Here is a 25378-nt window from a genome sequence, read left to right as displayed (position 1 = left end):
CTTCCGCCATAAGGAATAACGAGTAAACATTCATGACCCACGTACCCCAGATCAAGATTCCCGCCACTTACATGCGTGGCGGTACTAGCAAAGGCGTGTTCTTTCGCCTACAGGACTTACCTGCAGCCGCACAGGTCCCCGGCGCGGCGCGCGATGCGCTGCTGCTGCGTGTCATCGGTAGCCCGGACCCTTACGGCAAGCAGACTGATGGCATGGGTGGAGCGACCTCAAGCACCAGCAAGACCGTCATTCTGTCCAAGAGCAGCAAGCTTGAGCACGACGTCGATTATTTGTTCGGCCAAGTGTCGATCGACAAGGCATTTGTTGACTGGAGCGGCAACTGCGGCAATCTCTCCGCCGCCGTGGGCTCATTTGCCATCAGCAGCGGACTGGTCGAAGCCAGCCGCATCCCGCACAACGGTATGGCAATCGTGCGTATCTGGCAGGCGAATATCGCCAAGACCATCATCGCGCACGTGCCCATCACAGACGGTGCCGTACAGGAAACCGGCGACTTCGAGCTGGATGGCGTTACCTTCCCCGCCGCTGAAGTGCAGCTCGAATTCATGGACCCGGCCGCCGATGAAGAAGGCGCGGGCGGTTCCATGTTCCCAACCGGCAACCTGATTGACGATCTAGAGGTGCCGGGCATTGGCACGCTGAAAGTCACCATGATCAATGCAGGCATCCCGACCATCTTCGTGAACGCGGACGCCATCGGTTACACCGGCACAGAGTTGCAAGACGCCATCAATAGCGATGCCAAGGCATTGGCCAAGTTTGAGGCCATTCGTGCGCATGGCGCAGTGCGCATGGGCCTCATCAAGTACATTGATGAAGCTGCTAATCGCCAGCACACGCCGAAGGTAGCCTTTGTCGCCAAACCTGCCGATTACGTCTCCTCCAGTGGCAAACGCGTCGCTGCCAGTGACGTCGACCTGCTGGTGCGCGCAATGTCCATGGGCAAACTGCATCACGCCATGATGGGCACCGCAGCCGTTGCCATCGGTGCCGCCGCAGCGATACCGGGCACGCTGGTGAACCTTGCCGCTGGCGGCAGTTTGCGAGAAGCGGTGCGTTTCGGTCATCCCTCAGGCACCTTGCGAGTGGGTGCGGAAGCCAGTCAGGTCAACAATGAATGGACTGTGACAAAGGCCATCATGAGCCGCAGCGCCCGGGTGCTGATGGACGGCTGGGTACGTGTGCCCGGCGATGCATTCTGAGGAACAATGCTGCCGACTTCCGTGTCTCTCTAGACATGAAGTCTGCCAAGCGCCCGGAGCATGAATACGTTGATCTGATCTTCGTAGACCGGGTAACGAAAAGGCGTACAGGCAGATTGTCTTTACGCCTTTTTTATCACTGCTACTTGTGGTAAGTGAACAGTAAGCTGTTGACATTAATATTATTTTCTTAATATCGCTTGGTTCGCAAGCGCTTGGAGACTCGGAGAAGACATGAATTTCGCAAATATTTATAAAAATTCGATTGAACAACCGCAAGCATTCTGGGACGGCGAAGCCAAGCTGATCGACTGGCAGCAACCGTACTCGGAAGTGCTCGATTATTCAAAACCGCCATTCACCCAATGGTTTGTTGGCGGCAAGACCAATCTGTGCCACAACGCCGTCGATCGCTGGGTCGCCACCCAGGGCGAGAAAGCCGCGCTGATCGCGATTTCGACCGAAACCGGAACCGAGAAAGTCTATTCCTTCAAGGAATTGCAAGCTGAAGTCAGCCGCATGGCTGCCATCATGCAAACGCTGGGTGTGGGCAAGGGCGACCGTGTGTTGATTTACATGCCGATGATCGCCGAAGCCGCTTTTGCCATGCTGGCCTGTGCCCGCATCGGCGCCATTCATTCGGTCGTGTTCGGCGGCTTTGCGGCCCATAGTCTGGCCACACGGATCGAAGATGCGCAGCCGAAGCTGATCGTGTCTGCAGACGCCGGTTCCCGTGGCGGCAAGCCGATTCCTTACAAGCCCTTGCTGGATGAAGCGATTGCGCTTTCAACCCACAAGCCGGGCAAGGTGCTGCTGGTCAACCGCAACCTGGCCCCTATGAAACTGGTGGAAGGGCGCGATGTCGATTACGCAGCGCTGCGCGCGCAACACCTGGATTCGCAGGTGCCAGTGACCTGGCTGGACTCGAATGATCCATCCTACATTCTGTATACCTCCGGCACTACCGGCAAGCCCAAGGGCGTGCAACGCGATGTCGGCGGTTACGCGGTCGCTCTGGCTTCTTCGATGCGGCATATTTTCTGCGGCAATCCGGGCGAGACTTACTTTGCCACTTCCGATATCGGCTGGGTGGTCGGCCACTCGTATATCGTTTATGGCCCGCTAATCGCCGGCATGGCCACCATCATGTATGAAGGCTTGCCAACCTTGCCGGATGCCGGCATCTGGTGGAGCATCGTCGAGAAATACCAGGTTACGCGGATGTTCTCGGCTCCGACTGCGGTGCGGGTGCTAAAGAAGCAGCCGCAAGAATTCATGCAGAAATACGATCTGTCTTCGCTTAAGGCGCTGTATCTGGCCGGCGAGCCGCTGGACGAAACTACCTCGGCCTGGATTTCGGACGCTCTGGGCGTGCCTATTATCGATAATTACTGGCAGACTGAAACTGGCTGGCCGATCCTGTCGGTCGCCAAAGGCTTGGAAGACATGCCGACCAAGCTCGGCAGCCCTGGCGTTCCGATTCCGGGATTTAACGTCAAGCTGTTCAATGAATTGACCGGCGAAGAATGCGGCGCCAATGAAAAAGGCGTGGTCATGATCGAAGGCCCGCTGCCGCCAGGCTGCATGCAGACTGTGTACGGCGACGACGAGCGTTACGTCAGCACCTACTGGAGCGTTTTGAATGGCAAACATGTGTATTCGACCTTCGACTGGGGCATTCGCGATGCAGAGGGTTATTACTTCATCCTCGGCCGCACCGACGACGTAATCAACGTCGCCGGCCATCGGCTCGGCACGCGAGAAATCGAAGAAAGCATTTCCAGTCATGCCAATGTGTCGGAAGTCGCCGTGGTCGGTGTCGAAGACAAGCTCAAGGGGCAGGTTGCCGTTGCCTTCGTGATCCTGAAAAATCCCGCAGCAGCCAACACAGCGCAGGCGCAGCAAGTGCTTGAAAAGGAAATCATGGGCGTGGTCGATCGCCAGTTAGGTGCGGTGGCCCGTCCGGCCCGCGTGTATTTCATTGCCCAGCTGCCGAAGACGCGCTCCGGCAAACTGTTGCGACGTTCGATCCAGGCCATCTGCGAAGGGCGCGACCCGGGCGATATGTCTTCGATTGAAGACCCGACTTCGCTCAATCAGATCGAGGGCGCGCTCGGTAGTTGATTGAAGTAACAATGTCCACGAAAAGCACGAAAGTCACGAAAAAAGGGTGGCATCTGCAGCATGATGCCATTTAATCGCACATACATAGAGTATGCCAAATAACATGCCATTTACCGCATATAAAACCTGCGAAGAATGAAAATACCCGGTAGGTTGGTGCTGAGCGCAGCGAAGCCCAACAGCGCTGGCCGAATAATTTGCAAAGCCAGTGTTATCTATGAGTATTTTTAAAGAAGCAATAAAAATATGCGGTGAATGCCATGAAAACGACGATACTCCTTGTTTTTCAAGAAATGCATCGTGTTGCAAGGCTTGTTCGTGCTTTTCGTGTCTTTGGTGGACAATGCTTCTCTTTGAATGACTGAGGATAATATTCGATGACGTCCACCAATTCTGTTGTTGAACCAACCCGCGATGCCGGTTTGATCAATGCAGCCAGCAGCCTGCTGCTGGTAATCGATTTTCAGCAGCGGCTGATGCCGGCGATCGCGGATGGCGGGGCTGTGCTGCGCAATGCGCTGATACTGGCGCAGTCGGCACAACTGCTGGCGATTCCGGCACTGGCGACCGAGCAGTATCCGATCGGACTGGGCCACACTGCGCCCGGGATTGCCGCCATGTGTTGCGAGAGCATTGAAAAAACCACATTTGGCGCTTGCGGCACGCCAGCCTTTTTGGAGGCGCTGCAGCGCTTGGCTCCATGCAGCGCGCCGACCCTGCTGATCAGCGGTTGCGAAGCGCATGTCTGCGTGCTGCAAACTGCCTTGCAGTTGCATGCGCAAGGTTTCGATGTGCGGCTGGTGGTCGATGCGGTAGGTTCGCGCAGCGCGATCAGCAAGCACACCGCATTAGAGCGCATGCGTGCTGCCGGCATTGGGCTGGTCACCACAGAAATGGTGCTTTTCGAGTGGCTGCGCGACGCCAAACACCCACAGTTTCGGGACTTGTCCCGACTCATCAAGTAAATTTTAATGCGCCGGCCCCGGTTTTAACCCGGCGTCGGCAGCATGCTCACTCACGGTGACGCCAGTTCATCCGGCATCACGGCTTCGCGATAAACGATGTCGTGGTCTTCGGTCAGTGTTGCATCATAAAAATGTTTTAGTGCAATAATAAGCCGGGCAGCGAGCATCAATGCTGTTCTTGCTGGCGTCGTATGGCACTAATGACTGTTAATGCGCATGTCGTGATGGCTCTCCTGTTGTCTTAAATAATCGTTATGTATTAATTGTTAAGTATTAATTGTTAAGCATTGCCGCGACCACAGAGCCACATATGCGAACTGATGTTGACCACATAATGGCGTTGGACATATCCCGCAACAGCGCGGATTTTAATTTGCATCAGAGATCGCTGGCAGCGAACAATTTGACGTTAGCGCACCTCGCACGGGGTGCTCCTCTGGCCCAGACGCTGCGCTGTATTGTGAGCGGCATTGAAGATCAAAATCCCGACATATTGGGCGCTATTTTCCTGCTGGCTGAGGATGGCAATCGCCTGCATTTGGGTGCCGCGCCCAGCCTGCATCAGGACTACCTTCGCGCAATGGATGGCATGGCTACTGACGCTGGAGTATGGGCGCGTCAGCTTGCAACGGATGCCAGAATTGGCGCCGAATTTATCGAAGCAAGCCGATTCTGGCCCGGTTTTCGCGACTTGGCCCTGCAACATGGATTGAATCCATGCTCGGCGACCCTGATCCGCTCTGCCACAAACTGCGTGCTTGGAATTTTCATCGCCTATTCACAAAAGCCCGGGCGGGCCAGCGACCAGCATCGACAATCGATTGTCGATGTCATCGCTCTGGCATCGATTGCCATTGAGCGCAATATCGACCAAGCCAGGATAAAAAAGGCCGAGAATGCTTTGCGCGAGAGCGAAACGAGAATCGCGCTGGCAGTCGAAGGAAGCGGAACCGGAATTTGGGATCGGAATATCGCAACTGGCGAGATTCATTATTCAGCTGGCTGGAAAGCGATTCTAGGTTACACGGATTCAGAACTCACCAATCGGATCGAAGAAAGTTATACGCGTGTGCATCCCGATGACCTGGCTTTTGTACAAGCGGCAATCCAGGCACATTTTGATCAAAAATCAGAAAGCTATGCGGTGGAACACAGAATCCGCTGCAAGGATGGCGGCTACAAATGGATATCGAGTCGCGGCAAGGTTGTCAGCCGCAACATCGAAGGCAAACCGCTTCGCATGATAGGCACGACGACGGATATATCGGCCATGCGGGCGTTGTCCGACAGTCTGCAGCAGAGCGTCGACTTGATAACCTGTCTGACAAATGAAATTCCAGGTCTGGTATATCAACATCGCTTATTGCCGAATGGAGATGCGTTTTTCTCTTATGTCAGCGACGGCATCAGGGATATTTACGAGCTCACGCCAGAACAGGTGACCGATAATGTCTCTCTCATACATGAAATCATTCATCCGGATGACTTCGCAAATTATCGTGCTTCGCTCGATACATCCGCCGCCAGCCTGACGCCTTGGCATCTTGAATACCGCGTCATATTGCCCAGGCAAGGTCTGCGTTGGCGGAATGGGGAGGCGCGGCCGCGTCGATTGCAGGACGGCAGCACACTGTGGCATGGTTTTGTCACCGACGTTACCGAACGCAAGCGCATAGAGATTGAATTGCAGGAGTTCGCCACAATGGATTTCCTGACCCAATTACCCAACCGGCGCTATTTCATGGCGCGAATGGAAGAAGAACTGGCTCGAATTCAGAGCATTGCCGCCACGTGTACCGCAGTTCTGATGTGTGATCTTGATCATTTTAAAATAATCAACGACAGCTACGGTCATGCGACAGGTGACCTGGTGCTCAAGCATTTTGCAAACATCCTGCGTGATGCGCTGCGCAAGAACGATACTGTGGGCCGGGTAGGAGGCGAAGAATTTGCAATTATTTTGTCCGGTGTGGGTATCGCTGAGGCAAATATCTTCGCAAAACGAGTGCAAAAACAGATAGCTGAAACGCCTCTTGTTGTGGACAATAAGACAATCTTGGTAACAGTGAGTATCGGTATTGCTGTCATGAATGTGACCGATGCCAGCTCTGACGCATCTCTTTCTCGCTGCGACATGGCGCTATACCGTGCCAAGGAAAGTGGTCGTAACCGGATTGAAATTGCCGGTGAGTAGTATTCACGCCCGATCAGACTATTTTGAGCGACGGTTTCGGATCGAAGACCCGGCGGTACCATCAGTTCACGCTATTTCATTCCCGGCGGAACAGCGCCAACCTGGCAACTTCGCGCGATAGTAGCAACAGTCATTCCAGCGTCGCAATTACCGGCGTGTGATCCGACGGTTGCTCCCATTTGCGCGGAACCCGGTCGATGATGCAGGCGCTGCAGCGCTGCACCAGTGCTTCACTTAGCAGAATATGGTCGATGCGCATGCCCTTGTTGAGGCGGAATCCCAGTTGCCGGTAATCCCACCAGCTATACGATTTCGGCTCCTGTTTAAATAGACGAAAAGCGTCTTTCAGCCCGAGATTAAGCAAACGGTCGAAGGCGGCGCGTTCTGCATCCGAGCACAGGATTGCACCTTCCCATGCGACCGGATCATATACGTCGGCATCTTCCGGCGCGATATTGTAGTCGCCCAGCAGTGCCAGATTCGGATGGGCCTGATGCTCCTGTTGCAGCCAGTTGCGCAAGGCCTCCAGCCATTCCAGTTTGTAGCGGTATTTATCCGAATCGACCGATTGCCCGTTCGGGATGTAGGCGCAGACAATGCGGTTGCCTTCAATGGTAGCGGCGATGATGCGCTGCTGTTGGTCGGCAAAGAGCGGATTGTTCTTGACCACATCGGTGATCGGGTGGCGCGACAGGATGGCGACGCCGTTATAAGTTTTCTGGCCGCTAAACGCGACCTGATAGCCGGCCGCCTCGATTTCTGCCACCGGGAATTTATCGTCAGTGAGCTTGGTTTCTTGCAGACACAATATATCGACCGGGTTAGCGGCAAGCCATTGCAGCACTTGCGGCAGGCGGACTTTAAGCGAGTTTACATTCCAAGTGGCAAGTTTCATGCAGGCGGCTTAGTAACGTGTAAGAAATAAGTTGCGGATTTGGACGTGTCCGGCGGGATGCGATGCAAGGCGTGAGGAGGAGTCATAGCGCGCTATGACGACGACGAGCAACGCCGCAGCGCGCCCGCCAGACACGGAACAAATACGCAAATTATTTCGCGCACGTTCTATTGTGCCCGGTTGATCAGAAAAGCAGTTAGCAGCGATACCGGACGTCCGGTTGCGCCTTTGGCTGCTCCGGATTTCCATGCGGTGCCGGCGATATCCAGATGGGCCCAGGTGTATTGCTTGGTGAAGCGCTCCAGGAAGCAGGCCGCAGTAATGCTGCCTGCTGCCGAGCCGCCGATATTGGCGATGTCGGCAAAATTCGACTTCAGTTGTTCCTGATAACTGTCTTCGATCGGCATGCGCCAGACGGTGTCGCCGGTGGCGCGGCCGGCGGCCAGCAATTCGTCGGCAAGAGCGTCGTGCGCGGCGTCGTGACGGGTGAAAAGTCCGGAATTATGATGGCCCAGCGCTGTGATGCAGGCTCCGGTCAGTGTCGCGATGTCGACCACTGCAGCCGGTTTGAAGCGCTCGGCGTAGGTCAGCGCATCGCACAATACCAGGCGGCCTTCGGCATCGGTATTCAAGACTTCGATGGTTAGTCCGGACATCGAGGTCACGATGTCGCCCGGTTTGGTGGCGCGGCCCGATGGCATGTTTTCACAGGTCGGAATGATGCCGATGACGTTGAGTTTCAAGTGCATTTCACCGATTGCGCGGAAAGTGCCAAGCACCGATGCTGCACCGCACATGTCGTACTTCATCTCATCCATGCCGAGGCCGGGCTTGAGCGAAATGCCGCCCGTATCGAAAGTGATGCCTTTGCCCACCAGCACCGTAGGCGCATCCTTCGCCTTGCCGCCCATGTGCTTGAGGACGATGAATTTTGGCGGCTCTTCGCTGCCGTTGGTGACCGACAGGAAGCTGCCCATCTTGAGCGCCTGCAATTGCTTGTGGTCGAGTACTTCGATGCCGAATTTGTAATCCTTGGCGAGTTCTTTAGCAGTGTTTGCCAGATAAGTTGGGGTGCAGACGTTGGCCGGCAGATTGCCAAGATCCTTGGTCAGGTCGATGCCATTGGCCAGAGCCAAACTCTGGGCTAATGCTTGCTTTGCTTCAGTTGCAGCAGTGGCGTCGATGGCAAAGGCAATTTTCTTGACGCCGCCTTGGGCTGCTTCTGGTTTGCTCTTCTGACTATCGCAACGATAGGCGTTTTCACGCACCGCCAGCGTTATGCAGCGAATCGTCCAGGCGACATCACGGTCTTTAACCGCGGCCAGTGGCAAGGCGATCAGCGCATCGCCAGCGCCCAGGGTGGCGAATGCGCGCGCGGTTGCTTGTGCCGCTTGGGTGAAATTCTTGTCGCTGACGGTTTCATCAAGGCCCAGGCCGACTAGTAACACTCTGGCTGCGCTCACGCCATCGAGGGTGCGCAACAGCAAGGTGGAACCGGCCTTGCCGCTGATGTCGCCGGATTGCATTGCAGCGCTGATGGCGCCCTTTTGGTCAAGTGCCTGTGCCGCTTGCGTCAGTTTGCTGTTTTCATACACGCCAACTGCGATGCAGCCGGTTTTGGCACTGTCGAGAGTGTTCTTTGTGTCGATTGTTTTTATGCTAAAGTCCACGGCTAATTCCTCAGTCCTTTGATCAACTTTTAATTATAGTCTTCGAATGATCTTTCAGCGTGCGCTTCAACGCGAATTGGTGAGTACTGCAGGCGCCGTTTTCACGACACTTTTTACCATCACCATCACCGTGATGTTGATTCGCGTCCTGGGCCAGGCTGCCGGCGGCAGGGTTGCATCTACCGATGTGGTGCAGTTGATCGGGTTTTCGGCATTGAATTACCTGCCGATAATCCTGATCCTGACCGGATTTATTTCGGTGCAACTGGTCGTCAGTCGCTGGTACCAGGATTCCGAAATGGTGGTCTGGTTCGCATCCGGCCTAAGCCTGACGCGCTGGATCAGGCCGATACTGGGTTTCGGCGTTCCCATCATCCTGTTAACGGCGCTCCTGAGCTTCATGGTCACGCCATGGGCCAACAGCCAGAGCGCAGAGTTCCGGGAGCGTTTCGAGAAACGCGAGGATATCTCGCGGGTTTCGCCGGGCAAATTTCAGGAATCCGCATCGGCCAACCGTATATTTTTTGTGGAAGGCTTGTCCGGCGACCTCAGCCACGTACAGAATGTCTTCGTCAACACCATCAAGGACGGTCGCAACAGCGTCGTGGTCGCTAAGGAAGGTACGATTGAGATTGATGAGCGCGGCGACAAATTTCTGGTAATGCGCAAAGGCCGGCGTTATGAAGGCATACCGAGTGCGCCGGATTTCCGGCTGATGGAGTTTGAGCGTTACAGCGTACTGGTGACAGCGAACACGCAAGCCGTGGTGGGCGACAAGACTGCACGCTCGTTACCGATAAACGCGCTGCTGGCCGACCGTAGCGTCTATAACATGGGAGAAGTGCTGTGGCGTATTTCGCTGCCGATGATGGGCGTTTTATTGATGTTGCTGGCGGTTCCGCTGAGTTTCGTCAATCCCCGCGCCGGCCGCTCGGCCAATCTGATCATCGCCCTGTTGCTGTTTGTTACTTATAGCAATATGGTGAGCTTCTTTCAGGCCTTGGTAGTGCAAAACAAATTGCCGTTCGGCATGGCGTGGTGGCCGATCCACTTGATGGCGGTGCTTCTTATTGCCGCGCTGTTTTCCTGGCGCCTGAACGTGAATAGCCGTTTCCATCCTTTGGTGATCTGGTCCAGATGCAAGCATGCCAATAGCGCTGGAAGGGCCGCGCAATGAAAGTCCTGCAGCGTTATTTTACTGTCGAGATACTGCGTTCGGTACTGTTCGTCCTGATCGCTTTCCTGGCGCTATTTGCGTTTTTTGATCTGATCGCCGAGTTGCAGTCGATAGGACAGGGCGGTTACCGGTTGCAGCACGCATTCCTGTATGTATTGCTGAGTTTGCCGGGCTACGCTTACGAACTGATGCCGATTGCGGCGCTGATCGGGACTATTTATGTGCTGGCGCAATTTGCCTCGCGATCCGAATTCACTATCATGCGGGCCGCCAGCATGTCGACCGTCATGGCGGGCTGGATGTTGGCCAGGATCGGTCTGATTCTGGTGCTGCTGACTTTCCTGATGGGTGAATTTGTGGTGCCGGCCAGCACCCGGTTGGCCGAGGCACTGAAGTTGCGGGTTCAAGGTTCGTCGCTGTCGCAAGGATTTCGGACCGGCTTATGGACCAAGGATGTGATCCGGTCGGACGGCATCGGCGGCGACCCGATCGGTTCGCGCTTTCTCAATGTCAGCGAACTGCGTACCGACGGTCAGTTGCGCGGCGTAAAAATCTATGAACTTGATCTCGAGTTTCACATGACTGCGCTGATTTTGGCCGAAAGCGCCGAATATGTCGGTGCGCACATCTGGCGCTTGAAAAATGTTGCGTCAACCCGCTTCCCGGCTGTGGGATTTGAAGATAATGCGGCGAGCCGGGTCGCGATCGAAAAACTGCCGAGTCAGGACATGGCGTCCGAAATCACGCCGGAAATCCTGTCGGTACTGTTCGCGGACCCGGACCGCATGTCGGCGATCGATCTTGCCGCGTATACCAAACACCTGGAAGATAACAAGCAAGGTACCGAGCGTTATGAAATCGCCTTCTGGAAGAAAGCCATTTATCCGTTTGCGATCCTGGTGATGATGGCGATGGCCTTGCCGTTTGCCTATCTGCATTTCCGCTCAGGCGGCGTTAGTCTGAAGATTTTTGCCGGGATCATGATAGGCGTGAGTTTTCAGTTGATCAACAGCCTGTTTTCGCATCTGGGATTGTTAAACACATGGCCCGCGTTCGCAACTGCGGCATTGCCGAGCGCGCTGTTTCTGCTGGCGGCGCTGAGTGCATTATGGTGGGTTGAAAGACATTGATGAAGCCACAACGCGCATTGGTCTTGTTCGCACATGGCGCCCGCGATCCGCGCTGGGCGGCGCCGTTCCAGAAACTGCAACAGATCACGCAGCAAGCACAGCCGGACATTATGGTCTGCAACGCCTATCTTGAATTTATTCAGCCTGATTTGCCTACTGCGGTAGCACAACTGGTGCAGGCGCAATGCGGCGACATCACCATCGTTCCGGTATTTTTGGGGCAGGGCGGCCATGTGTTGCGCGATTTGCCGCTGCTCATGGCCGGGCTGCGCGAACAGTATCCGGGCTTACAGTTGAAGCAGGTGGATGCGGTCGGCGAAGATGCGTCGGTGTTGCAGGCTATGGCACAGTATTGTCTGGGCGCTATGGATTTGGTTTGAATGCCGATGACTGCCGAAGTGCAGTGGCTTAGTAACTGTTCAGTTCCTAAGGGAGATTGTGAAACCGAAGTATGTTTCTGTAGGAGCGCACCCGGGCGCGACTGGATTGCGCATCGCTACCGCTGATCGCGCCCAGGTGCGCTCCTACAAAATCGCAACACTGCGAGCTTGATTTACATGCTAACTGAACAGTTGTGTTATTTAATAAATATGTGGGGTATGCATTAAAACAATGCCATTCCCGCATTGTTTCATTGCACTCATGAAAAATACATTAGTGTGTATTTTTTTCTATTCAATTTAACGCTGTGCCATCGCCTGTCCTATCATCACCAGCACCGGGCCGACCATGCCAGGTAACCCATGCGCCAAATCCGCCAGGCATAGGCGCATGATTTTCTGATTCTCGCGGCTGCAGTTTTCGACCACGATGACGGGTGTGCTGCCGCTGCGCCCCAACGACAGCAGCTTTTGCGCGGTGGCGGCGGCTTCGCGCCCACCCATGTATTGCACCAACGTATCGCAATCGGGCAGGGTGGTTTGCTCGGGATGGTTCGGTGCCGCGCTGGAGGTGAAAAAAGCCACGCTGCGGGCAATGCCGCGTTTGGTGAGTGGCTGTTGGGAGGCCGCTGCGGCGGCAAATGCGGTGGTGATGCCGGGCACGATCTCAACCGCAATGCCTGCAGCTTCAAGTGCCTGCAGCTCTTCGTCGGCGCGTCCGAACAGCATCGGGTCGCCGCCTTTCAAGCGCACCACCAGGCTATAACGCCTGGCGCAATCCACCAATTGTTCATTGATGAATGGTTGCGCGGTGGAGCGCAGGCCGGAACGCTTGCCCACCGGGATCTTGATTGCCTGCGGGCACAGCGCCAGCATTTCTTCTGTGACCAGTGCGTCGTGCAGCACCACCTCGGCTTGCGCCAGAATGCGGGCGCCGCGTACTGTAATCAGATCTGCAGCGCCTGGTCCGGCACCGATCAGAACGACTTTTCCTGCCGGTATCGTCATGTTGCTTTTGCTTTCAGCAGGTTTGTGGAAAAAGTGCGTGTTGGGCTGGTAGGGGCGGGTTCCAAACCCGCCCTCGTACTATGGTTGCGTATGGTTGCAAAAAGGCGGGTTTGGAACCCGCCCCTACTTCAATCGAGTCTGATCATCCCTGCGGCAACGGTCTGATGCGTGACTTCGTCAATCAGGATGAAGGCGCCGGTGGTGCGGATCGCATCGTAGGCATCGGCGGCCAGTGCTTGCTGCACATTGATGCTGACGCGGGCGATGTCGTTGAGCTTGACGCTATCGGAAACGCGTTTTTGCTGGGTGTTGATGTCCAGCAGCGTCTCTATTTTCGTGATCTTGGCAGCAACCTGTTTGGTGGTGTGCTTGAGCCAGTACTTGCGACGCAAGTCGAGCGGTTCTTCCGACAGCCAGCAGACATCGGCATTCACCGTCTTGAGCAGGGTCGCCGGGCGTTCTGCGGATGCCAGCATGTCGCCGCGCGAGATGTCCAGATATTCGTCGAGCAGGATGGTGACGGATTGGCCCACTACGGCGGATTCCAGCGAACCTTCCAGCGTCAAAATATCTTTCACCGTGGCGCTCTGGCCGCTGGGTTGCACTACCAGTTTGTCGCCCTTGCGCACCATGCCGGCTTCGATGCGTCCCATGTAACCACGGAAATCATTGGCTTCATGGCCGTTATGGCGCGCCACCAGTTGCACCGGGAAGCGCAACGGTTCATCGTGCGATTCGTCGTAGACGCTCAGAGATTCCAGTAATTCGATCAGCGTCGGGCCTTGGTACCACGGCATCTTGTCGCCGGCAGTCACCACGTTGTCGCCGGTCAGAGCGGACAGCGGGATCGGATGGATGTCTTTCAGTCCGAGTTGCTGCGCGAATTCCTGATAGGCGGCCACGATGCGGTCATAGACAGTTTGATCATAATTGACCAAATCCATCTTATTGACGGCGACGATCACGTGCTCGATTTGCAGCAAGTGGGCGATGGTCGAATGGCGTTTGGTCTGGATCAGCAATTCAACACTGCCGTCATCACCGAGCTTCACTTTGGAAACATCCACCAAAATAATCACCGCATCGGCGGTCGATGCACCGGTCACCATGTTGCGCGTGTATTGCTCATGGCCCGGGGTGTCGGCGATGATGAACTTGCGCTTGGGGGTGGCGAAATAGCGGTAAGCAACGTCAATCGTGATGCCTTGTTCGCGTTCGGCTTCCAGACCGTCGGTTAGCAATGACAAATCAATCGTGTCGCCCACGGTGCGTTTGTGCTTGGCGCGTGACATGGCGTCGAGTTGATCGGCGAAGATGCCTTTGCTGTCAAACAGCAGACGTCCAATCAGCGTGCTCTTGCCATCATCGACGGAACCTGCGGTGATGAAACGCAGCAGGCCGCGTTCTTTTTTCGATTCGCTCAGTACGGATTCAGAAACGATTGCGTTCATCAGAAATAACCTGCTTTCTTGCGTTTTTCCATGGAGGCTTCGGATGTTTGGTCATCCATGCGGGTTGCGCCGCGCTCGGTAATTTGGGTAATGGCGGTCTCGGCAATAATCGCCGCGACGGTCGCGGCGTCGGAGGCGACTGGGCAAGTGCAAGAGATATCGCCGACGGTGCGGAAACGCACGAGCTGCGTCTCGACAGTCTCGCCTTCTTTGACGGGTGTCAGATCGGTTAGCGGCACCAGCAAGCCGTTGCGCGGGATCACCTGGCGCTGATGGGCGAAGTAGATCGACGGCAGTTCCAGTTTTTCGCGCTCGATGTATTGCCAGATATCGAGTTCGGTCCAGTTGGAAATCGGGAACACGCGCATGTTTTCGCCCGGATGGACGCGGGTGTTGTACAGGTCCCAGAGTTCCGGGCGTTGCGCTTTCGGGTCCCATTGGCCGAATTCGTCGCGGAAGGAAAAAATGCGTTCTTTAGCGCGGGCTTTTTCTTCATCACGGCGGGCGCCACCGATGCAGGCATCGAACTTGAATTCTGCGATGGTTTCCAGCAGGGTCACCGCTTGTGCCGCATTGCGCGAATCGGTTGCCGGATTACGCAAGCGCACTGTGCCGCGCTCCATCGAACCCTCGACCGAGCGCACGATCAAACGTTCGCCCATTTCGGCGACACGGCGGTCGCGAAATTCGATCACTTCGGCAAAGTTGTGGCCGGTGTCGATGTGTACCAGTGGGAATGGAAATTTGCCGGGACGGAAGGCTTTTTCGGCAATACGCGTCAGTACTACGGAATCCTTGCCGCCCGAGAACAGCAATGCCGGATTTGCACATTCTGCCGCCACTTCGCGCATGATGTGGATCGCTTCGGATTCCAGCCAATCCAGATGGCGATTGCTGGCGGCATCTATAAAGTGTTTTTCAACTGCATTATTCATGATTTTTTTATGCCGATTATTGTGCCGCTACAGGTTTAATACGAATGAGTTTGCCATCGACGACGTGCAGGCCGCATTCTTTGGTGTCGGGGTTTTCCCACCACCAGCGTCCGGCGCGTACATCTTCACCGGGTTGAATGGCGCGGGTGCAAGGTTCGCAGCCGATCGACGGATAGCCTTTGTCGTGCAGCGCATTGTAAGGCACGTTGTTGCTGCGAATGTAGTGCCAAACGTCTTCTTCCGACCAGTCGGCTAGCGGATTGAACTTGGTCATGCCGTGGGCGCTGTCTTGTTCTTGCACGTCTAGCGCCGCACGGGTGCTTGATTGGCTGCGTCGTTGACCGGTGACCCAAGCCTTGTTGCCTGTCAGCGCGCGACCTAGTGGTTCGATCTTGCGGATGTGGCAGCATTCCTTGCGCAAGTCGATGCTTTCATAGAACGCATTCAAGCCTTTCTGTTGCACATAGGCGTCCACTGCCGCAGGTTCGGGCCGATACAGCGCCACATCGTAGCCGTAGGTTTCCTTGATCCGATCAATCACGTTCAGGGTTTCGGCGTGCAGACGGCCGGTCTCCAGCGTGAAGATGCCAATCGGTAGCGCGGCACGCAGGATCAGATCGGTCAGCACCATGTCTTCGGCCGCCAGACTGGAGGCGAACACGGCTGGCGTGAAGTCGCTGGCGATGCGGCTTAGTGTCGCTTTGGTAGCCAAAACCAGTGCGTCATAATTGTCATTGTCTACGTCGTTGCTCACGTCGTTGCTCACGTCGTTGCTCATACCGCGGCTCCGCTGCGTTGGGCGCGGCGAAACAGCGGTGATTTTTCATCCCACGAAGTTTGGTATTTTTCTGAAAAATCAAACAATCCCTTGAGCGCATCTTCAATGCTGCGGTCGGCGCGGGGTGCGAACGCGTCAAAGCCAACGCGCTGCATGTAAAACAGTTGGTCGCGCAAGACGTCGCCAATGGCGCGCAATTCGCCGCTATAACCGAGGCGGGCACGCAGATTGTAGGCAATCGAGTAACCCCGGCCATCGGTGAATTTCGGGAAATCCACCGCGATCACGCTGAACTGATCGACTTCGCCCTGCAATGCCTCGGGCCGCTCGTCGCTGGCAAACCAGACTCCCAGCTCAGGGCGATTTTTCAGAACGTCTTTTTGTGCTTGCCAGACTGGTAGCGGCACGATGACACGGCCTTCCGTCACGCTGACGGTCTCGGCGCTTTGGTCTTCAGTCAGACGCAAAACGCCCCAGTCGTCGCTGACAATCGCCTTGTTTTTGATGATGCGTGTGGTCGGGTTAGGCATATGCGTCTTCTCCTGCTGCTTGTTCGATTTTAATCGGCGTGGCGTACACAAATTCCTTGAATGGCGTAATGCCCAGACGCTGCACGGTGTCGATGAAGCGTTCGTGTTCGATGCGTTCGCGCATGTACACCTGAATGATGCGGTCGATTACTTCCGGCATCTGATGGGCAGAAAAAGAGGGTCCGAGAACCTTGCCGAGGGTGGCGTTATTGCCCTGGGCTCCACCGATCGAGACTTGATACCACTCGCTGCCATCCTTATCGACTCCAAGAATGCCGATGTTGCCGACATGGTGATGGCCGCAAGCGTTGATGCAACCGGATATATTGAGTTCGATATCGCCGATGTCGTGCAGATAATCGAGATTGTTGAAACGGCGCGTGATGTCGAGCGCAATCGGGATTGATTTGGCATTCGCCAGCGAGCAGAAATCACCGCCCGGGCAGCAGATAAGATCGGTCAGCAGACCAATATTCGGGGTTGCCAAACCATGCGCCTTAGCTTCTTTCCAGAATGCAAACAGGTCGGTATTGCGCACATCGGCCAGCACCAGATTTTGCTCATGCGTGACGCGCAGTTCGCCGAAGCTGTAACGGTCCGCCATATCTGCGATGAAATCCATCTGATCGGCGCTGACGTCACCCGGCGCCACCGCCGGATTTTTCAGCGACAGCAGGACCGCGTTGTAGCCGGCAACTTTGTGCGGTTTGACGTTGCGCTTCATCCAGTTGGAGAACGGCTTATTTTCGGACTTGTGCTGTTCCAGGGCAGCATCGGCGGCCGGCAAAGTTTCGTAGTCGGGCGGCGTGAAGAAGGCGGTAACGCGGTTCAGCTCTTCCTCGGTCAGAGTGCTGGGGCCATCTTTGATGAGGCTCCATTCTTCTTCGACCATACGGCCAAATTCTTCCGCGCCGAGCGTCTTGACCAGAATCTTGATGCGCGCTTTGAATTTGTTGTCGCGCCGGCCGTATTCGTTATAGATGCGCAGAATCGCTTCCAGATACGACATGACGTGCTGCCACGGCAGGAATTCGCGAATTACCGAACCCAGGATCGGAGTGCGGCCCATGCCGCCGCCGACCATGACCTGGAAGCCGACTTCTCCGTCAGCGCTGCGTATTACATTGAGGCCAATGTCATGCACTGCGATCGCCGCACGGTCTTCCAGCGCACCGTTCAGGGCGAATTTGAACTTGCGCGGCAGATAGGCAAATTCCGGATGAAAGGTGCTCCATTGGCGCAGAATTTCCGCAAACGGGCGCGGATCGATGATTTCATCGGCCGCAACGCCGGCATATTCATCGGAAGTGATATTGCGAATGCAATTGCCGGAAGTCTGGATCGAATTGATCTCGACGCTGGCCAGATGTTCCAGAATGTCGGGAGTGTCTTCGATATTGATCCAGTTGTACTGAATGTTTTGGCGGGTTGTGAAATGGCCATAGCCACGATCATATTTGCGCGCAACGAATGCCAGTTTGCGCATTTTGGTCGATGACAGCAGGCCGTACGGAATGGCGATGCGGAACATATAGGCATGGCGCTGCATGTACAGGCCATTTTGCAGACGCAAAGGGAGAAACTCTTCTTCCGTGAGTTCGTCGCACAGGCGTCGCCGCACCTGATCGCGGAATTGCGCGATGCGTTCTTTCACCAGTTGGTGATCGTAGTGGTCGTATTTATACATCTGCGTTCCTTAAAAAATCTGTTTTGCGAGTACACATTCTGAGTACGGATTCAGAGCACCAGTTTTAACGCCACGCCGGTCAGTGTGGTTGCCAGCAAGCCACGCAGGAATCTCTCCGGTACTGCACGGGCCGCCCACGAGCCCAGCATGATGCCTGGCACCGAGCCCAGCAACAAAGTGCCGAGCAGAACCCAGTGGATCGAGCCCAGCCACCAGTGGCCGAAAGCTGCGATGGCTGTGAGCGGCACAGCATAGGCGATATCGGTGCCGACGACTTCGGCGGCGCTCATTTTTGGATACAGCATGACCAGCAAAGTTGCACCGATGGCGCCGGCGCCGATCGATGACACCGTCACCAGAGTGCCGAGCACGGCACCGGCGAAGATGGTCGCTCCAGTCAGTTTTGATCCATGCAACTGCTTTTCGGGATGGGCATTTAACCACGTAATCATGCGGCTCTTGAAGAGTAGCGCGACGACGGTCAGCATTACCGAGCCGGCGATCGAGTAACGAATGATCTGGCCCATGCTGTCGGTCAAGCCGCCAAAATATTTCAGGATCAGCGTGGTAATAATTGCGGCCGGCAATGCACCGATGCACAGGCGTTTGACAACCGCCCAGTTTACCGTGCCGCGCAAGCGATGGGTGAAAGTGCCGGCAGATTTAGTGATGGCAGCGAAAGCCAAATCGGTGCCGACCGCAACGGTCGGGTTGATGCCGAACAGTAAGGTGAGCAAAGGCGTCATTAATGAGCCGCCCCCGACACCTGTCAGACCGACCAATAAACCCACCGCAAAACCAGAAGCTACATAAGAAATAGTCATAACACCCCGCGTATAATGAAGGCAATAGTAATAAACCACGGCCACATTCCAAACTACAAAGTATTTATTTGCTTATATGGTTATGCGGTATGTGATGCCGATTGTTCATGAGAACTTACTGATGCTGCGTTGTTTTGCGTTATGTTTGCCGGATTGCGAGCACCATCATCGGTCCTAAAAAAAATTCTTTATAGCAATAAAATCAGGTAAATGACCTGGGAAAATCCATGAATCTCCATCAATTGCGCTTCGTGCGTGAAGCCGTCCGACAAAATTTCAATTTGACCGAAGCTGCCAAGGCGCTGTTTACTTCACAGCCGGGTGTGTCGAAAGCGATCATCGAACTGGAAGAAGAACTGGGGGTGGATATTTTTACCCGCCACGGCAAGCGGGTTCGCGGCCTGACCGAGCCGGGGCACGAAGTGTTGAAGTCGGTCGAGCTGATCCTGCAGGAAATCGATAGCTTGAAACGCATCGGTAAAGAGTTTGCGGCGCAAGACAGCGGCAGCTTTACCATCGCCACCACGCATGCCCAGGCCCGCTACATGTTGCCAAAAGTGGTGCAGGCGTTTACCCACAAATATCCGAAAGTGCGTTTATGCTTGCTGCAAGGAAACCCAAAGCAAGTAGTCGAGATGGTACTGAAAGATCAGGCCGACATCGTGATCGCCACCGAAGCGATTGCCAGTATCGAGGGTTTGCTCTCGTTTCCGTGTCACCAGTGGGAGCATATCGTGGTGGTGCCCATGGATCATCCGCTGCTGAAATCGAAGCCGATTACGCTCGAAGAGATCGCCACCTATCCGCTGATTTCCTATGACAGCGCCTTTTCCGGCCGCAACAAGATCGATCATGCGTTCGCCTTGCGTGGCTTAAAGCCCGATGTACTGCTGGAAGCGATCGATGCCGACGTCATCAAGACCTATGTCGAGCTCGGCATGGGCGTAGGCATCATCGCCGGCATGGCTTATGATGCCGAGCGCGATAAAAACCTGCAAGCGATCCCGGTCGGCCACCTGTTCGGCATGAATGTCTCACGCGTGGCAGTCAAAAAAGGCGCTTATCTGCGCAGTTATGTCTATACCTTTATCGAATTGCTCACGCCGACACTCAACCGCAAACTGATTGAGCGCGCGATGAGCGGCGAAAAAGAAAGTTACGAATTATGAAATTATTACCAGGAAATAACGTTTGATGACTACCTTGCATACCGAATTAAGTGCGTATTACACCAGCCTCGCCACCGCCAACCATAGCGGCGAGGGCGTTTATACGCAGCCCGACCGGCAGCATGAGTTCGCCCTCCTGCGCGAACGCGTGGCCGAACTGGTGCAAGGGCACAAAGTGCTGGAGCTGGCGTGCGGCAGCGGTTACTGGACTGCGGCAATGGCAGGCACGGCAGATTTTGTGCTGGCAACCGACAACAATCCGCTGATGCTGAAAGCAGCGCAAGCGCGGGATTTGCCGGGACAGAAGGTGCAAATCGCCCAGATCGATGCCTTTGAGGTCGATTTTTCGAACGATTACACGGCTTGCTTCGCCGGATTTTTCTGGGCTCACGTCAAGCGTGAGCAGCAAACCGACTTGCTGGCGCGCTTGCGCAAAATCACGGGCAAAGATGGATTGTTGATATTGATCGATGACAACTATCTGGAAGCAGATACAGCGCCAGTGGCGCGTACCGATGCCGAGGGCAACACCTACCAGATTGAAACCCTGGCCGACGGAGAGCGCTACGAATATGTCAAAAATTTCCCTACTGATAGCGCATTGCGCAAGAAATTTGCCGGCGTCGCCAAAGATATCCGCATCCTGCGCTTGCAGCACACCTGGTTGATGAGTTGCCGGCTTAAGTAGGGGTGGGTTCCAAACCCACGCTTGCGCCATCAAAATACGAGGGCAGGTTTGGAACCTGCCCCTACGCGCTGGTTGTTCGGCTACCTGTATCGCTATTATCCAGACAGTATTTTCAATGCCGCACTAAAATAGAGCGGAAAACAAGGTATTTATCATCATACCCCCATCCAGTTCATGCAATGAATGCCAGCGCGCCGAGAGAGCATTCCGGCGCGCTGGCGGTCTGCGCGTTACTGGATGATCTGGTAGCAGGGGATGTATTTCTTCCCCGGTAATTTCATCCGATGTTGTTCTACGAAGGATGTCAGCAGCGCATCCATCGATGCCATGATGGCGGCGTCGCCGTGAATTTCGAAGCGGCCGTGCTGTTCTATGGTGCGGATTCCCTCATCCTTGACGTTGCCGGCCACGATGCCTGAAAAAGCCCGCCGCAGGTTGGCCGCCAGCAGGTGACTCGGCTGGTTCTTGTGCAGTTCCAGACTGCGCATGGCGTCGTGGGTGGGAATAAACGGCCGCTGGAATTCAGCATCGATTTTCAACATCCAGTTGAAATAGTAGGCATCGCCTTTCTCCTTGCGGAATTCGCGCACCAGCTTGATGCCGGCCAGCATTTCCTGCGCCACACCGACCGGATCGTTAATCATGATTTTGTAGCGCTGTTGCGCCGCACTGCCCAGCGTGTCGCCGATGAACTGGTCGATCTGGCGGAAATAATCTGCCGACTTTTCCGGGCCGGTAAAGATCAGCGGAAACGGCACCGCCGCATTGTCGGGATGCAGCAGGATGCCCAGGATGTACAGGATTTCTTCTGCCGTGCCGGCGCCGCCGGGAAACACCACGATCCCATGTCCGGCGCGCACGAAGGCTTCCAGCCGTTTTTCGATGTCCGGCATGATGACCAGTTCGTTGACAATCGCATTAGGCGCTTCAGCGGCGATGATGCCGGGTTCGGAAATCCCGATATAGCGTCCGCTATGGATGCGCTGTTTGGAGTGGCCGATGGTGGCGCCCTTCATCGGACCTTTCATCGCGCCGGGGCCGCAGCCGGTGCAGATGTCGAGATGGCGCAAGCCCAGTTGATAGCCGACTTTTTTGGAATAATCGTATTCTTCGTGGCTGATCGAATGGCCGCCCCAGCACACCACCAGTTGCGGATTGTTTAACGGGCGCAGAATGCTGGCGTTGCGCAATACGTGGAAAACCGCATCGCTGATGCCGTCTGCAGTATTCAGGTCGAATTTCGGGTTGTCATGGATTTCGTCGTTGACGTAAATTACGTCGCGCAGCACGGCAAACAGGTGATCGTGGATGCCCTTGATCATTTTGCCGTCGACAAAGGCTACCGCGGGCGCGTTGATGACGTTCAGTTTGATGCCGCGTTCGCGCTGGATGATGCTGATTTCGAAGGATTTGTAACGCTCCAGTAATTCCTTGCCATCATCGACGTCGCTGCCGCAGTTGAGTACAGCCAGCGAACAATTGCGAAACAACGCGTATAAACCGCCATGACTGGTATCGAGCAATTTACTGACTTCCGCCTTGGACAGCACTTCCAGACGACCTTCCGGTGAGATTTGGATATTGACGACTTCGTATTTCATAAACGTGTGAATTCCCAAGGTGAAATGTTCGTTGCTGACAAGTATTGAAACAAATGATTACTTTACTGATAAATCGACGATGCGTCTTGCTTTGCAGCCTTTTTCTTGCATCGCAGGGCCGCTTTGGCGCACCATTGCGGACCACGAATGAACCAACCACCACCAACAGGATGCCAAATGCCCAAGCCATTCAAGACCTACTTCGACGATTTTATGGACTTGTTGGAAGGTGCGGGCGGCAAGCCATTCGTTCAGCGTCAAGGCGACCTGCTATCCCTGCATTTTAACGGGGTCGCGATCCAGAGTGAAATGCGGGTTTCTGCGCCGGATGAACTGATGTTCAGTTACACCCGCGCCATGATGGGTTTCCTGCTATTTCAGCCCGCCCCAAAGCACTTGCTGATGGTTGGGCTGGGCGGCGGCTCGATAGTCAAGTTCTGTTATCGCTATCTGCCCGATACCCGTATCACTGTGCTGGAACTGGATGCCGACGTGATTGCGCTGCGCGACCAATTCTTGATTCCGCCCGACGATGCGCGCTTGCGGGTCATTCATACCGACGCCGCCGACTTCATGGAAAGCGTAGCGCAGGATATTGATGTGCTGCTGCTCGACGGCTTCGGCGCGGAGGGCTTGCCGCCGGAGTTATGCTCGGCGCATTTTTATGCGGCCTGCCGGCGCGCCCTCAATCCGCACGGTGTGCTGGTTGCCAACATCATTGATCGCGATCCCCAACTGCCATTCTGCATGCAATACCTGCATGCGGAGTTCGATCTGCGGGTGTGCTGGTGCCGCGCCGAAGGCGGCGGCAACCGGATCGTCTTTGCCATCAACGGTGACGAGGAGGGCGTTAACGCCGCCCTCTCCCCCGACCCCTCTCCCGCCTGCGGGAGAGGGGAGCAAAGTGAGTCGCTACGCGACTGTTATGTTAATGAATGCCAGCATGATTTTCGCCCGCAGCTGCGGCAAAGAGCCGAAGCCAGCAGCTTGCGATGTCAGTTGGATTTGCCGCAACTGGTCGAGCGTCTGCGGTGCCGTCACTCCTGAATTACCCCAGGATAGCTCCGATGTTTCTATATGGAAACACAGTTGGAAAAAAACACTTATGCACAAATAATGCAAGCATAAAAATATTTAAATATTTTTTCCGCTCTTCGATTTGATTTTGCAAGTAATTGATTTTAAACGTATTATTTATTGCAAACGGATTAAGCATTTTATTGAAACCCACGTCTTTGCTTGCGTCGCAGCCTGTCAAGTGGGTCTTATCCACAAAGTTATCCACAGTTGTTGTGGATAGTTTAAAAAAACCTTATGAAACCGCTAGTTAGCGCGTTTGATGATGGATTACATGAAGTTTAAGTTGCCCATGTTTAATGTTTGACATGCGCGCACCTCCTTGACATCTTCGGTATCAAGGAAATTGTCAGAGCAGGCTCAGCGTAGTTCCGCGGATCACCGTATCCGCTGTTTTGCAATGGCTGCGAAATGGATATCGGTGAGAGCAATGCCTTACCCGGACCGGGAGATCCAGAAAGCATCATGCAGCGGGTTTCGGCGTCTGTGGATTTGATCTGCATCCTTGACAATAGACCTTATCACTGACTATCATTTTTCAAGAAAAAATAAAGCAACTCATAAAAAACCAATAAAAATAAAGCAACCAATGAAACTGTCCCGCCCATCCCGCTTTATCGCCGCCTGCATCGCGTTGCTCAGCATGCTGTTCATGCAGCTTGCTGTAGCGGGATACGCGTGCCCGGAGTTCAACATCGGGCTCGTCAGTAAACCGGTCGCGATATCCGCTGATGCCGGCAGCATGCATGGGTGCGACGGTGTGGATGTGGCGCAGGCCAGTCTGTGCCATGCGCACGCGCAAGTGGGCAAGCAGTCTCTCGACAAGCCCGAATCGCCACATGTTCAATCCTTTATCCCGGTGGCATTGTCGCTAATATTCGATGACATCAAGCCTGCATACAGCCCGATTGCCGCACACCACAATTCCTTTCTGCTGACGCGGGTCACCGCGCCACCGCTCTCTATCCGCAACTGCTGTTTCCGCATTTAACTCTCCAGATCGCTTAGTCCGTTATCGTCGCGCGTCATGCGCGGACGATGCTGGTTTACTGCGCACTGTCTGGTGCGCACTGCGATTCTTCGGTTTTTCCAAAGAATCAGCCTGGGCACGTTCGCGTTTTCCGCTGGCCAATGTATTACTGTCTTTGGAACAACACAATGAAACACACAACACACTTCACAACCCGGCGCGCCTTTATTGCTGCCGCCGGCTTTGGCGGCGTCAGCCTGTATGGGCTGTGGGCCGCCTATGGCGCAGCTCCCGGACCGCTGGCGTTGCTCGGACTGGACGGCACAGATAACCAAACCCATGCCGAAGGCGCTGCCCAGCCTCACATCAAGCCAGTCGCAGAGGGGGGACATGGCGGTCATGGCGTTGCAGCCAATGGTCCCAGTCCCGACGAGTTCAGCCGCATGACCGTTGAATTCAGCGAACGCTACCGCCTGCCAGACGGTAGCGTTTACCCGCGTCGGCTCGCAGTTGCGCCAATCCACAAGGCCGATCCGCACGCCGGGCATAGTGCCATGCAAGGCATGGCGGCAGATCAGCATGCCGGACATGGCATTGCCCCAGAAGCCGCAGTCGACAGTGCGCCAATCGAAGTGCTGATGACCGCCGGCAAGTGGTACTACCTGCCCAATGCTTTGCGTCTGGACGTGGGTCAACCTTACCGCTTCAGGATGATGGCGCTGGACGTTTCCCACGGTGCGTCGATCCAGTTCGGCAAGGGTGGACGCATGATGCGTCTGCTGCCGGGGCGGATCACCGAGACTGAGCTTACATTTCAACGCCCGGGGCGCTATCTGATGTACTGCACCGTTTATTGCGGTGCCGCTCACGACATGATGCAGGCAACGATTGAGGTAGCATGA

Annotated in this window: 23 protein-coding genes; 12 read left to right on the top strand and 11 right to left on the bottom strand. The window is 55.1% G+C overall.

Features of this window, described 5'->3' with window-relative positions; all coding sequences use genetic code 11:
• The first annotated feature begins 32 nt into the window (after positions 1-32).
• Positions 33-1223, top strand: coding sequence for a 2-methylaconitate cis-trans isomerase PrpF (prpF, locus tag KGFNPO_RS09355; RefSeq protein WP_472631034.1), 1191 nt, complete (start codon positions 33-35; stop codon positions 1221-1223).
• 234 nt (positions 1224-1457) lie between these two features.
• Positions 1458-3347 (top strand): propionate--CoA ligase, encoded by a 1890-nt coding sequence (locus KGFNPO_RS09350; RefSeq protein WP_472631033.1) that lies wholly within the window; start codon positions 1458-1460, stop codon positions 3345-3347.
• A 33-nt stretch (positions 3348-3380) separates the two neighbouring features.
• Here the strand turns inward: KGFNPO_RS09350 and KGFNPO_RS09345 are convergent, their stop codons facing one another.
• Positions 3381-3656 carry a hypothetical protein gene (locus KGFNPO_RS09345; protein WP_472631032.1) on the bottom strand — a complete coding sequence of 92 codons (276 nt, stop codon included), beginning with the start codon at positions 3654-3656 and terminating at the stop codon, positions 3381-3383.
• Positions 3657-3724: 68 nt separating this feature from the next.
• Here KGFNPO_RS09345 and KGFNPO_RS09340 point away from each other — a divergent pair, with 68 nt between their 5' ends.
• Both KGFNPO_RS09340 and KGFNPO_RS09335 read left to right on the top strand, forming a co-directional pair.
• Positions 3725-4312: an isochorismatase family protein gene (locus KGFNPO_RS09340; protein ID WP_472631031.1), complete on the top strand. Its 588-nt coding sequence runs from the start codon at positions 3725-3727 to the stop codon at positions 4310-4312.
• Between the two features lie 334 nt (positions 4313-4646).
• Positions 4647-6506 carry a sensor domain-containing diguanylate cyclase gene (locus KGFNPO_RS09335; protein ID WP_472631030.1) on the top strand — a complete coding sequence of 620 codons (1860 nt, stop codon included), beginning with the start codon at positions 4647-4649 and terminating at the stop codon, positions 6504-6506.
• Positions 6507-6636: 130 nt separating this feature from the next.
• Here the strand turns inward: KGFNPO_RS09335 and xth are convergent, their stop codons facing one another.
• Together xth and KGFNPO_RS09325 are read right to left on the bottom strand one after the other, a co-directional pair.
• Entirely contained in the window at positions 6637-7401 is a 765-nt protein-coding gene (gene xth / locus KGFNPO_RS09330) for an exodeoxyribonuclease III (protein WP_472631029.1), read from the bottom strand.
• Between the two features lie 167 nt (positions 7402-7568).
• Positions 7569-9071, bottom strand: coding sequence for a leucyl aminopeptidase (locus tag KGFNPO_RS09325; RefSeq protein ID WP_472631028.1), 1503 nt, complete (start codon positions 9069-9071; stop codon positions 7569-7571).
• A 46-nt stretch (positions 9072-9117) separates the two neighbouring features.
• Here KGFNPO_RS09325 and lptF point away from each other — a divergent pair, with 46 nt between their 5' ends.
• Genes lptF through KGFNPO_RS09310 form a run of 3 tightly spaced genes read left to right on the top strand, consistent with a single transcriptional unit; the run spans position 9118 to position 11758 of the window.
• Positions 9118-10248 (top strand): LPS export ABC transporter permease LptF, encoded by a 1131-nt coding sequence (gene lptF / locus KGFNPO_RS09320; RefSeq protein WP_472631027.1) that lies wholly within the window; start codon positions 9118-9120, stop codon positions 10246-10248.
• A complete protein-coding gene (lptG, locus tag KGFNPO_RS09315) occupies positions 10245-11378 on the top strand; it encodes an LPS export ABC transporter permease LptG (protein ID WP_472631026.1) in 1134 nt (377 codons plus the stop codon). The genes lptF and lptG overlap by 4 nt, the downstream gene beginning before the upstream one ends.
• Complete coding sequence (locus tag KGFNPO_RS09310; RefSeq protein WP_472631025.1) at positions 11378-11758, top strand: sirohydrochlorin chelatase; 381 nt, start codon at positions 11378-11380, stop codon at positions 11756-11758. The genes lptG and KGFNPO_RS09310 overlap by 1 nt, the downstream gene beginning before the upstream one ends.
• Positions 11759-12058: 300 nt before the next feature.
• Here the strand turns inward: KGFNPO_RS09310 and cobA are convergent, their stop codons facing one another.
• From cobA to KGFNPO_RS09275, 7 genes are all read right to left on the bottom strand, one after another.
• On the bottom strand, positions 12059-12766 hold the full coding sequence (cobA, locus tag KGFNPO_RS09305) for a uroporphyrinogen-III C-methyltransferase (RefSeq protein ID WP_472631024.1): 708 nt from the start codon (positions 12764-12766) through the stop codon (positions 12059-12061).
• 128 nt (positions 12767-12894) lie between these two features.
• Complete coding sequence (locus KGFNPO_RS09300; protein ID WP_472631023.1) at positions 12895-14217, bottom strand: sulfate adenylyltransferase subunit 1; 1323 nt, start codon at positions 14215-14217, stop codon at positions 12895-12897.
• Complete coding sequence (gene cysD / locus KGFNPO_RS09295; RefSeq protein WP_472631022.1) at positions 14217-15152, bottom strand: sulfate adenylyltransferase subunit CysD; 936 nt, start codon at positions 15150-15152, stop codon at positions 14217-14219. Before cysD ends, KGFNPO_RS09300 begins: the two co-directional genes overlap by 1 nt.
• 16 nt (positions 15153-15168) lie before the next feature.
• A complete protein-coding gene (locus KGFNPO_RS09290; RefSeq protein WP_472631021.1) occupies positions 15169-15930 on the bottom strand; it encodes a phosphoadenylyl-sulfate reductase in 762 nt (253 codons plus the stop codon).
• On the bottom strand, positions 15927-16460 hold the full coding sequence (locus KGFNPO_RS09285) for a DUF934 domain-containing protein (RefSeq protein WP_472631020.1): 534 nt from the start codon (positions 16458-16460) through the stop codon (positions 15927-15929). Before KGFNPO_RS09285 ends, KGFNPO_RS09290 begins: the two co-directional genes overlap by 4 nt.
• Positions 16453-18147 carry a nitrite/sulfite reductase gene (locus KGFNPO_RS09280; RefSeq protein WP_472631019.1) on the bottom strand — a complete coding sequence of 565 codons (1695 nt, stop codon included), beginning with the start codon at positions 18145-18147 and terminating at the stop codon, positions 16453-16455. Before KGFNPO_RS09280 ends, KGFNPO_RS09285 begins: the two co-directional genes overlap by 8 nt.
• A 50-nt stretch (positions 18148-18197) precedes the next feature.
• Entirely contained in the window at positions 18198-18971 is a 774-nt protein-coding gene (locus tag KGFNPO_RS09275) for a sulfite exporter TauE/SafE family protein (RefSeq protein ID WP_472631018.1), read from the bottom strand.
• 227 nt (positions 18972-19198) lie between these two features.
• Between KGFNPO_RS09275 and KGFNPO_RS09270 the strand changes: the two genes are divergently transcribed.
• Positions 19199-20140, top strand: a complete 942-nt coding sequence (locus KGFNPO_RS09270; protein ID WP_472631017.1) for a CysB family HTH-type transcriptional regulator — start codon at positions 19199-19201, stop codon at positions 20138-20140.
• Positions 20141-20165: 25 nt separating this feature from the next.
• Entirely contained in the window at positions 20166-20828 is a 663-nt protein-coding gene (locus KGFNPO_RS09265; RefSeq protein WP_472631016.1) for a class I SAM-dependent methyltransferase, read from the top strand.
• Positions 20829-21058: 230 nt separating this feature from the next.
• Here the strand turns inward: KGFNPO_RS09265 and ppnN are convergent, their stop codons facing one another.
• Positions 21059-22429, bottom strand: a complete 1371-nt coding sequence (gene ppnN / locus KGFNPO_RS09260) for a nucleotide 5'-monophosphate nucleosidase PpnN (protein ID WP_472631015.1) — start codon at positions 22427-22429, stop codon at positions 21059-21061.
• Positions 22430-22606: 177 nt separating this feature from the next.
• Here ppnN and KGFNPO_RS09255 point away from each other — a divergent pair, with 177 nt between their 5' ends.
• From KGFNPO_RS09255 to KGFNPO_RS09245, 3 genes are all read left to right on the top strand, one after another.
• Positions 22607-23476, top strand: coding sequence for a fused MFS/spermidine synthase (locus KGFNPO_RS09255; protein WP_472631014.1), 870 nt, complete (start codon positions 22607-22609; stop codon positions 23474-23476).
• Positions 23477-24095: 619 nt separating this feature from the next.
• Positions 24096-24497: a hypothetical protein gene (locus KGFNPO_RS09250; protein WP_472631013.1), complete on the top strand. Its 402-nt coding sequence runs from the start codon at positions 24096-24098 to the stop codon at positions 24495-24497.
• Between the two features lie 167 nt (positions 24498-24664).
• A complete protein-coding gene (locus KGFNPO_RS09245; protein WP_472631012.1) occupies positions 24665-25378 on the top strand; it encodes a cupredoxin domain-containing protein in 714 nt (237 codons plus the stop codon).

Source organism: Gelidimonas diazotrophica, assembly GCF_055694025.1.
Note: the sequence above shows the minus strand (reverse complement) of the source record. Positions and strands in the feature narration are given on the sequence as shown.

What these genes read in the sequence shown, in the direction of transcription:
- KGFNPO_RS09335 (WP_472631030.1), top strand. Translation starts at nt 4,647, where the DNA reads ATGGCGTTGGACATATCCCGCAACAGCGCGGATTTTAATTTGCATCAG.
- ppnN (WP_472631015.1), bottom strand. Translation starts at nt 22,429, where the DNA reads ATGAAATACGAAGTCGTCAATATCCAAATCTCACCGGAAGGTCGTCTG.
- KGFNPO_RS09245 (WP_472631012.1), top strand. Translation starts at nt 24,665, where the DNA reads ATGAAACACACAACACACTTCACAACCCGGCGCGCCTTTATTGCTGCC.
- KGFNPO_RS09270 (WP_472631017.1), top strand. Translation starts at nt 19,199, where the DNA reads ATGAATCTCCATCAATTGCGCTTCGTGCGTGAAGCCGTCCGACAAAAT.
- KGFNPO_RS09340 (WP_472631031.1), top strand. Translation starts at nt 3,725, where the DNA reads ATGACGTCCACCAATTCTGTTGTTGAACCAACCCGCGATGCCGGTTTG.
- KGFNPO_RS09265 (WP_472631016.1), top strand. Translation starts at nt 20,166, where the DNA reads ATGACTACCTTGCATACCGAATTAAGTGCGTATTACACCAGCCTCGCC.
- KGFNPO_RS09285 (WP_472631020.1), bottom strand. Translation starts at nt 16,460, where the DNA reads ATGCCTAACCCGACCACACGCATCATCAAAAACAAGGCGATTGTCAGC.
- KGFNPO_RS09250 (WP_472631013.1), top strand. Translation starts at nt 24,096, where the DNA reads ATGAAACTGTCCCGCCCATCCCGCTTTATCGCCGCCTGCATCGCGTTG.
- prpF (WP_472631034.1), top strand. Translation starts at nt 33, where the DNA reads ATGACCCACGTACCCCAGATCAAGATTCCCGCCACTTACATGCGTGGC.
- KGFNPO_RS09255 (WP_472631014.1), top strand. Translation starts at nt 22,607, where the DNA reads ATGCCCAAGCCATTCAAGACCTACTTCGACGATTTTATGGACTTGTTG.
- KGFNPO_RS09290 (WP_472631021.1), bottom strand. Translation starts at nt 15,930, where the DNA reads ATGAGCAACGACGTGAGCAACGACGTGAGCAACGACGTAGACAATGAC.
- cobA (WP_472631024.1), bottom strand. Translation starts at nt 12,766, where the DNA reads ATGACGATACCGGCAGGAAAAGTCGTTCTGATCGGTGCCGGACCAGGC.
- lptG (WP_472631026.1), top strand. Translation starts at nt 10,245, where the DNA reads ATGAAAGTCCTGCAGCGTTATTTTACTGTCGAGATACTGCGTTCGGTA.
- KGFNPO_RS09350 (WP_472631033.1), top strand. Translation starts at nt 1,458, where the DNA reads ATGAATTTCGCAAATATTTATAAAAATTCGATTGAACAACCGCAAGCA.
- xth (WP_472631029.1), bottom strand. Translation starts at nt 7,401, where the DNA reads ATGAAACTTGCCACTTGGAATGTAAACTCGCTTAAAGTCCGCCTGCCG.
- KGFNPO_RS09300 (WP_472631023.1), bottom strand. Translation starts at nt 14,217, where the DNA reads ATGAACGCAATCGTTTCTGAATCCGTACTGAGCGAATCGAAAAAAGAA.
- lptF (WP_472631027.1), top strand. Translation starts at nt 9,118, where the DNA reads ATGATCTTTCAGCGTGCGCTTCAACGCGAATTGGTGAGTACTGCAGGC.
- KGFNPO_RS09280 (WP_472631019.1), bottom strand. Translation starts at nt 18,147, where the DNA reads ATGTATAAATACGACCACTACGATCACCAACTGGTGAAAGAACGCATC.
- cysD (WP_472631022.1), bottom strand. Translation starts at nt 15,152, where the DNA reads ATGAATAATGCAGTTGAAAAACACTTTATAGATGCCGCCAGCAATCGC.
- KGFNPO_RS09275 (WP_472631018.1), bottom strand. Translation starts at nt 18,971, where the DNA reads ATGACTATTTCTTATGTAGCTTCTGGTTTTGCGGTGGGTTTATTGGTC.
- KGFNPO_RS09310 (WP_472631025.1), top strand. Translation starts at nt 11,378, where the DNA reads ATGAAGCCACAACGCGCATTGGTCTTGTTCGCACATGGCGCCCGCGAT.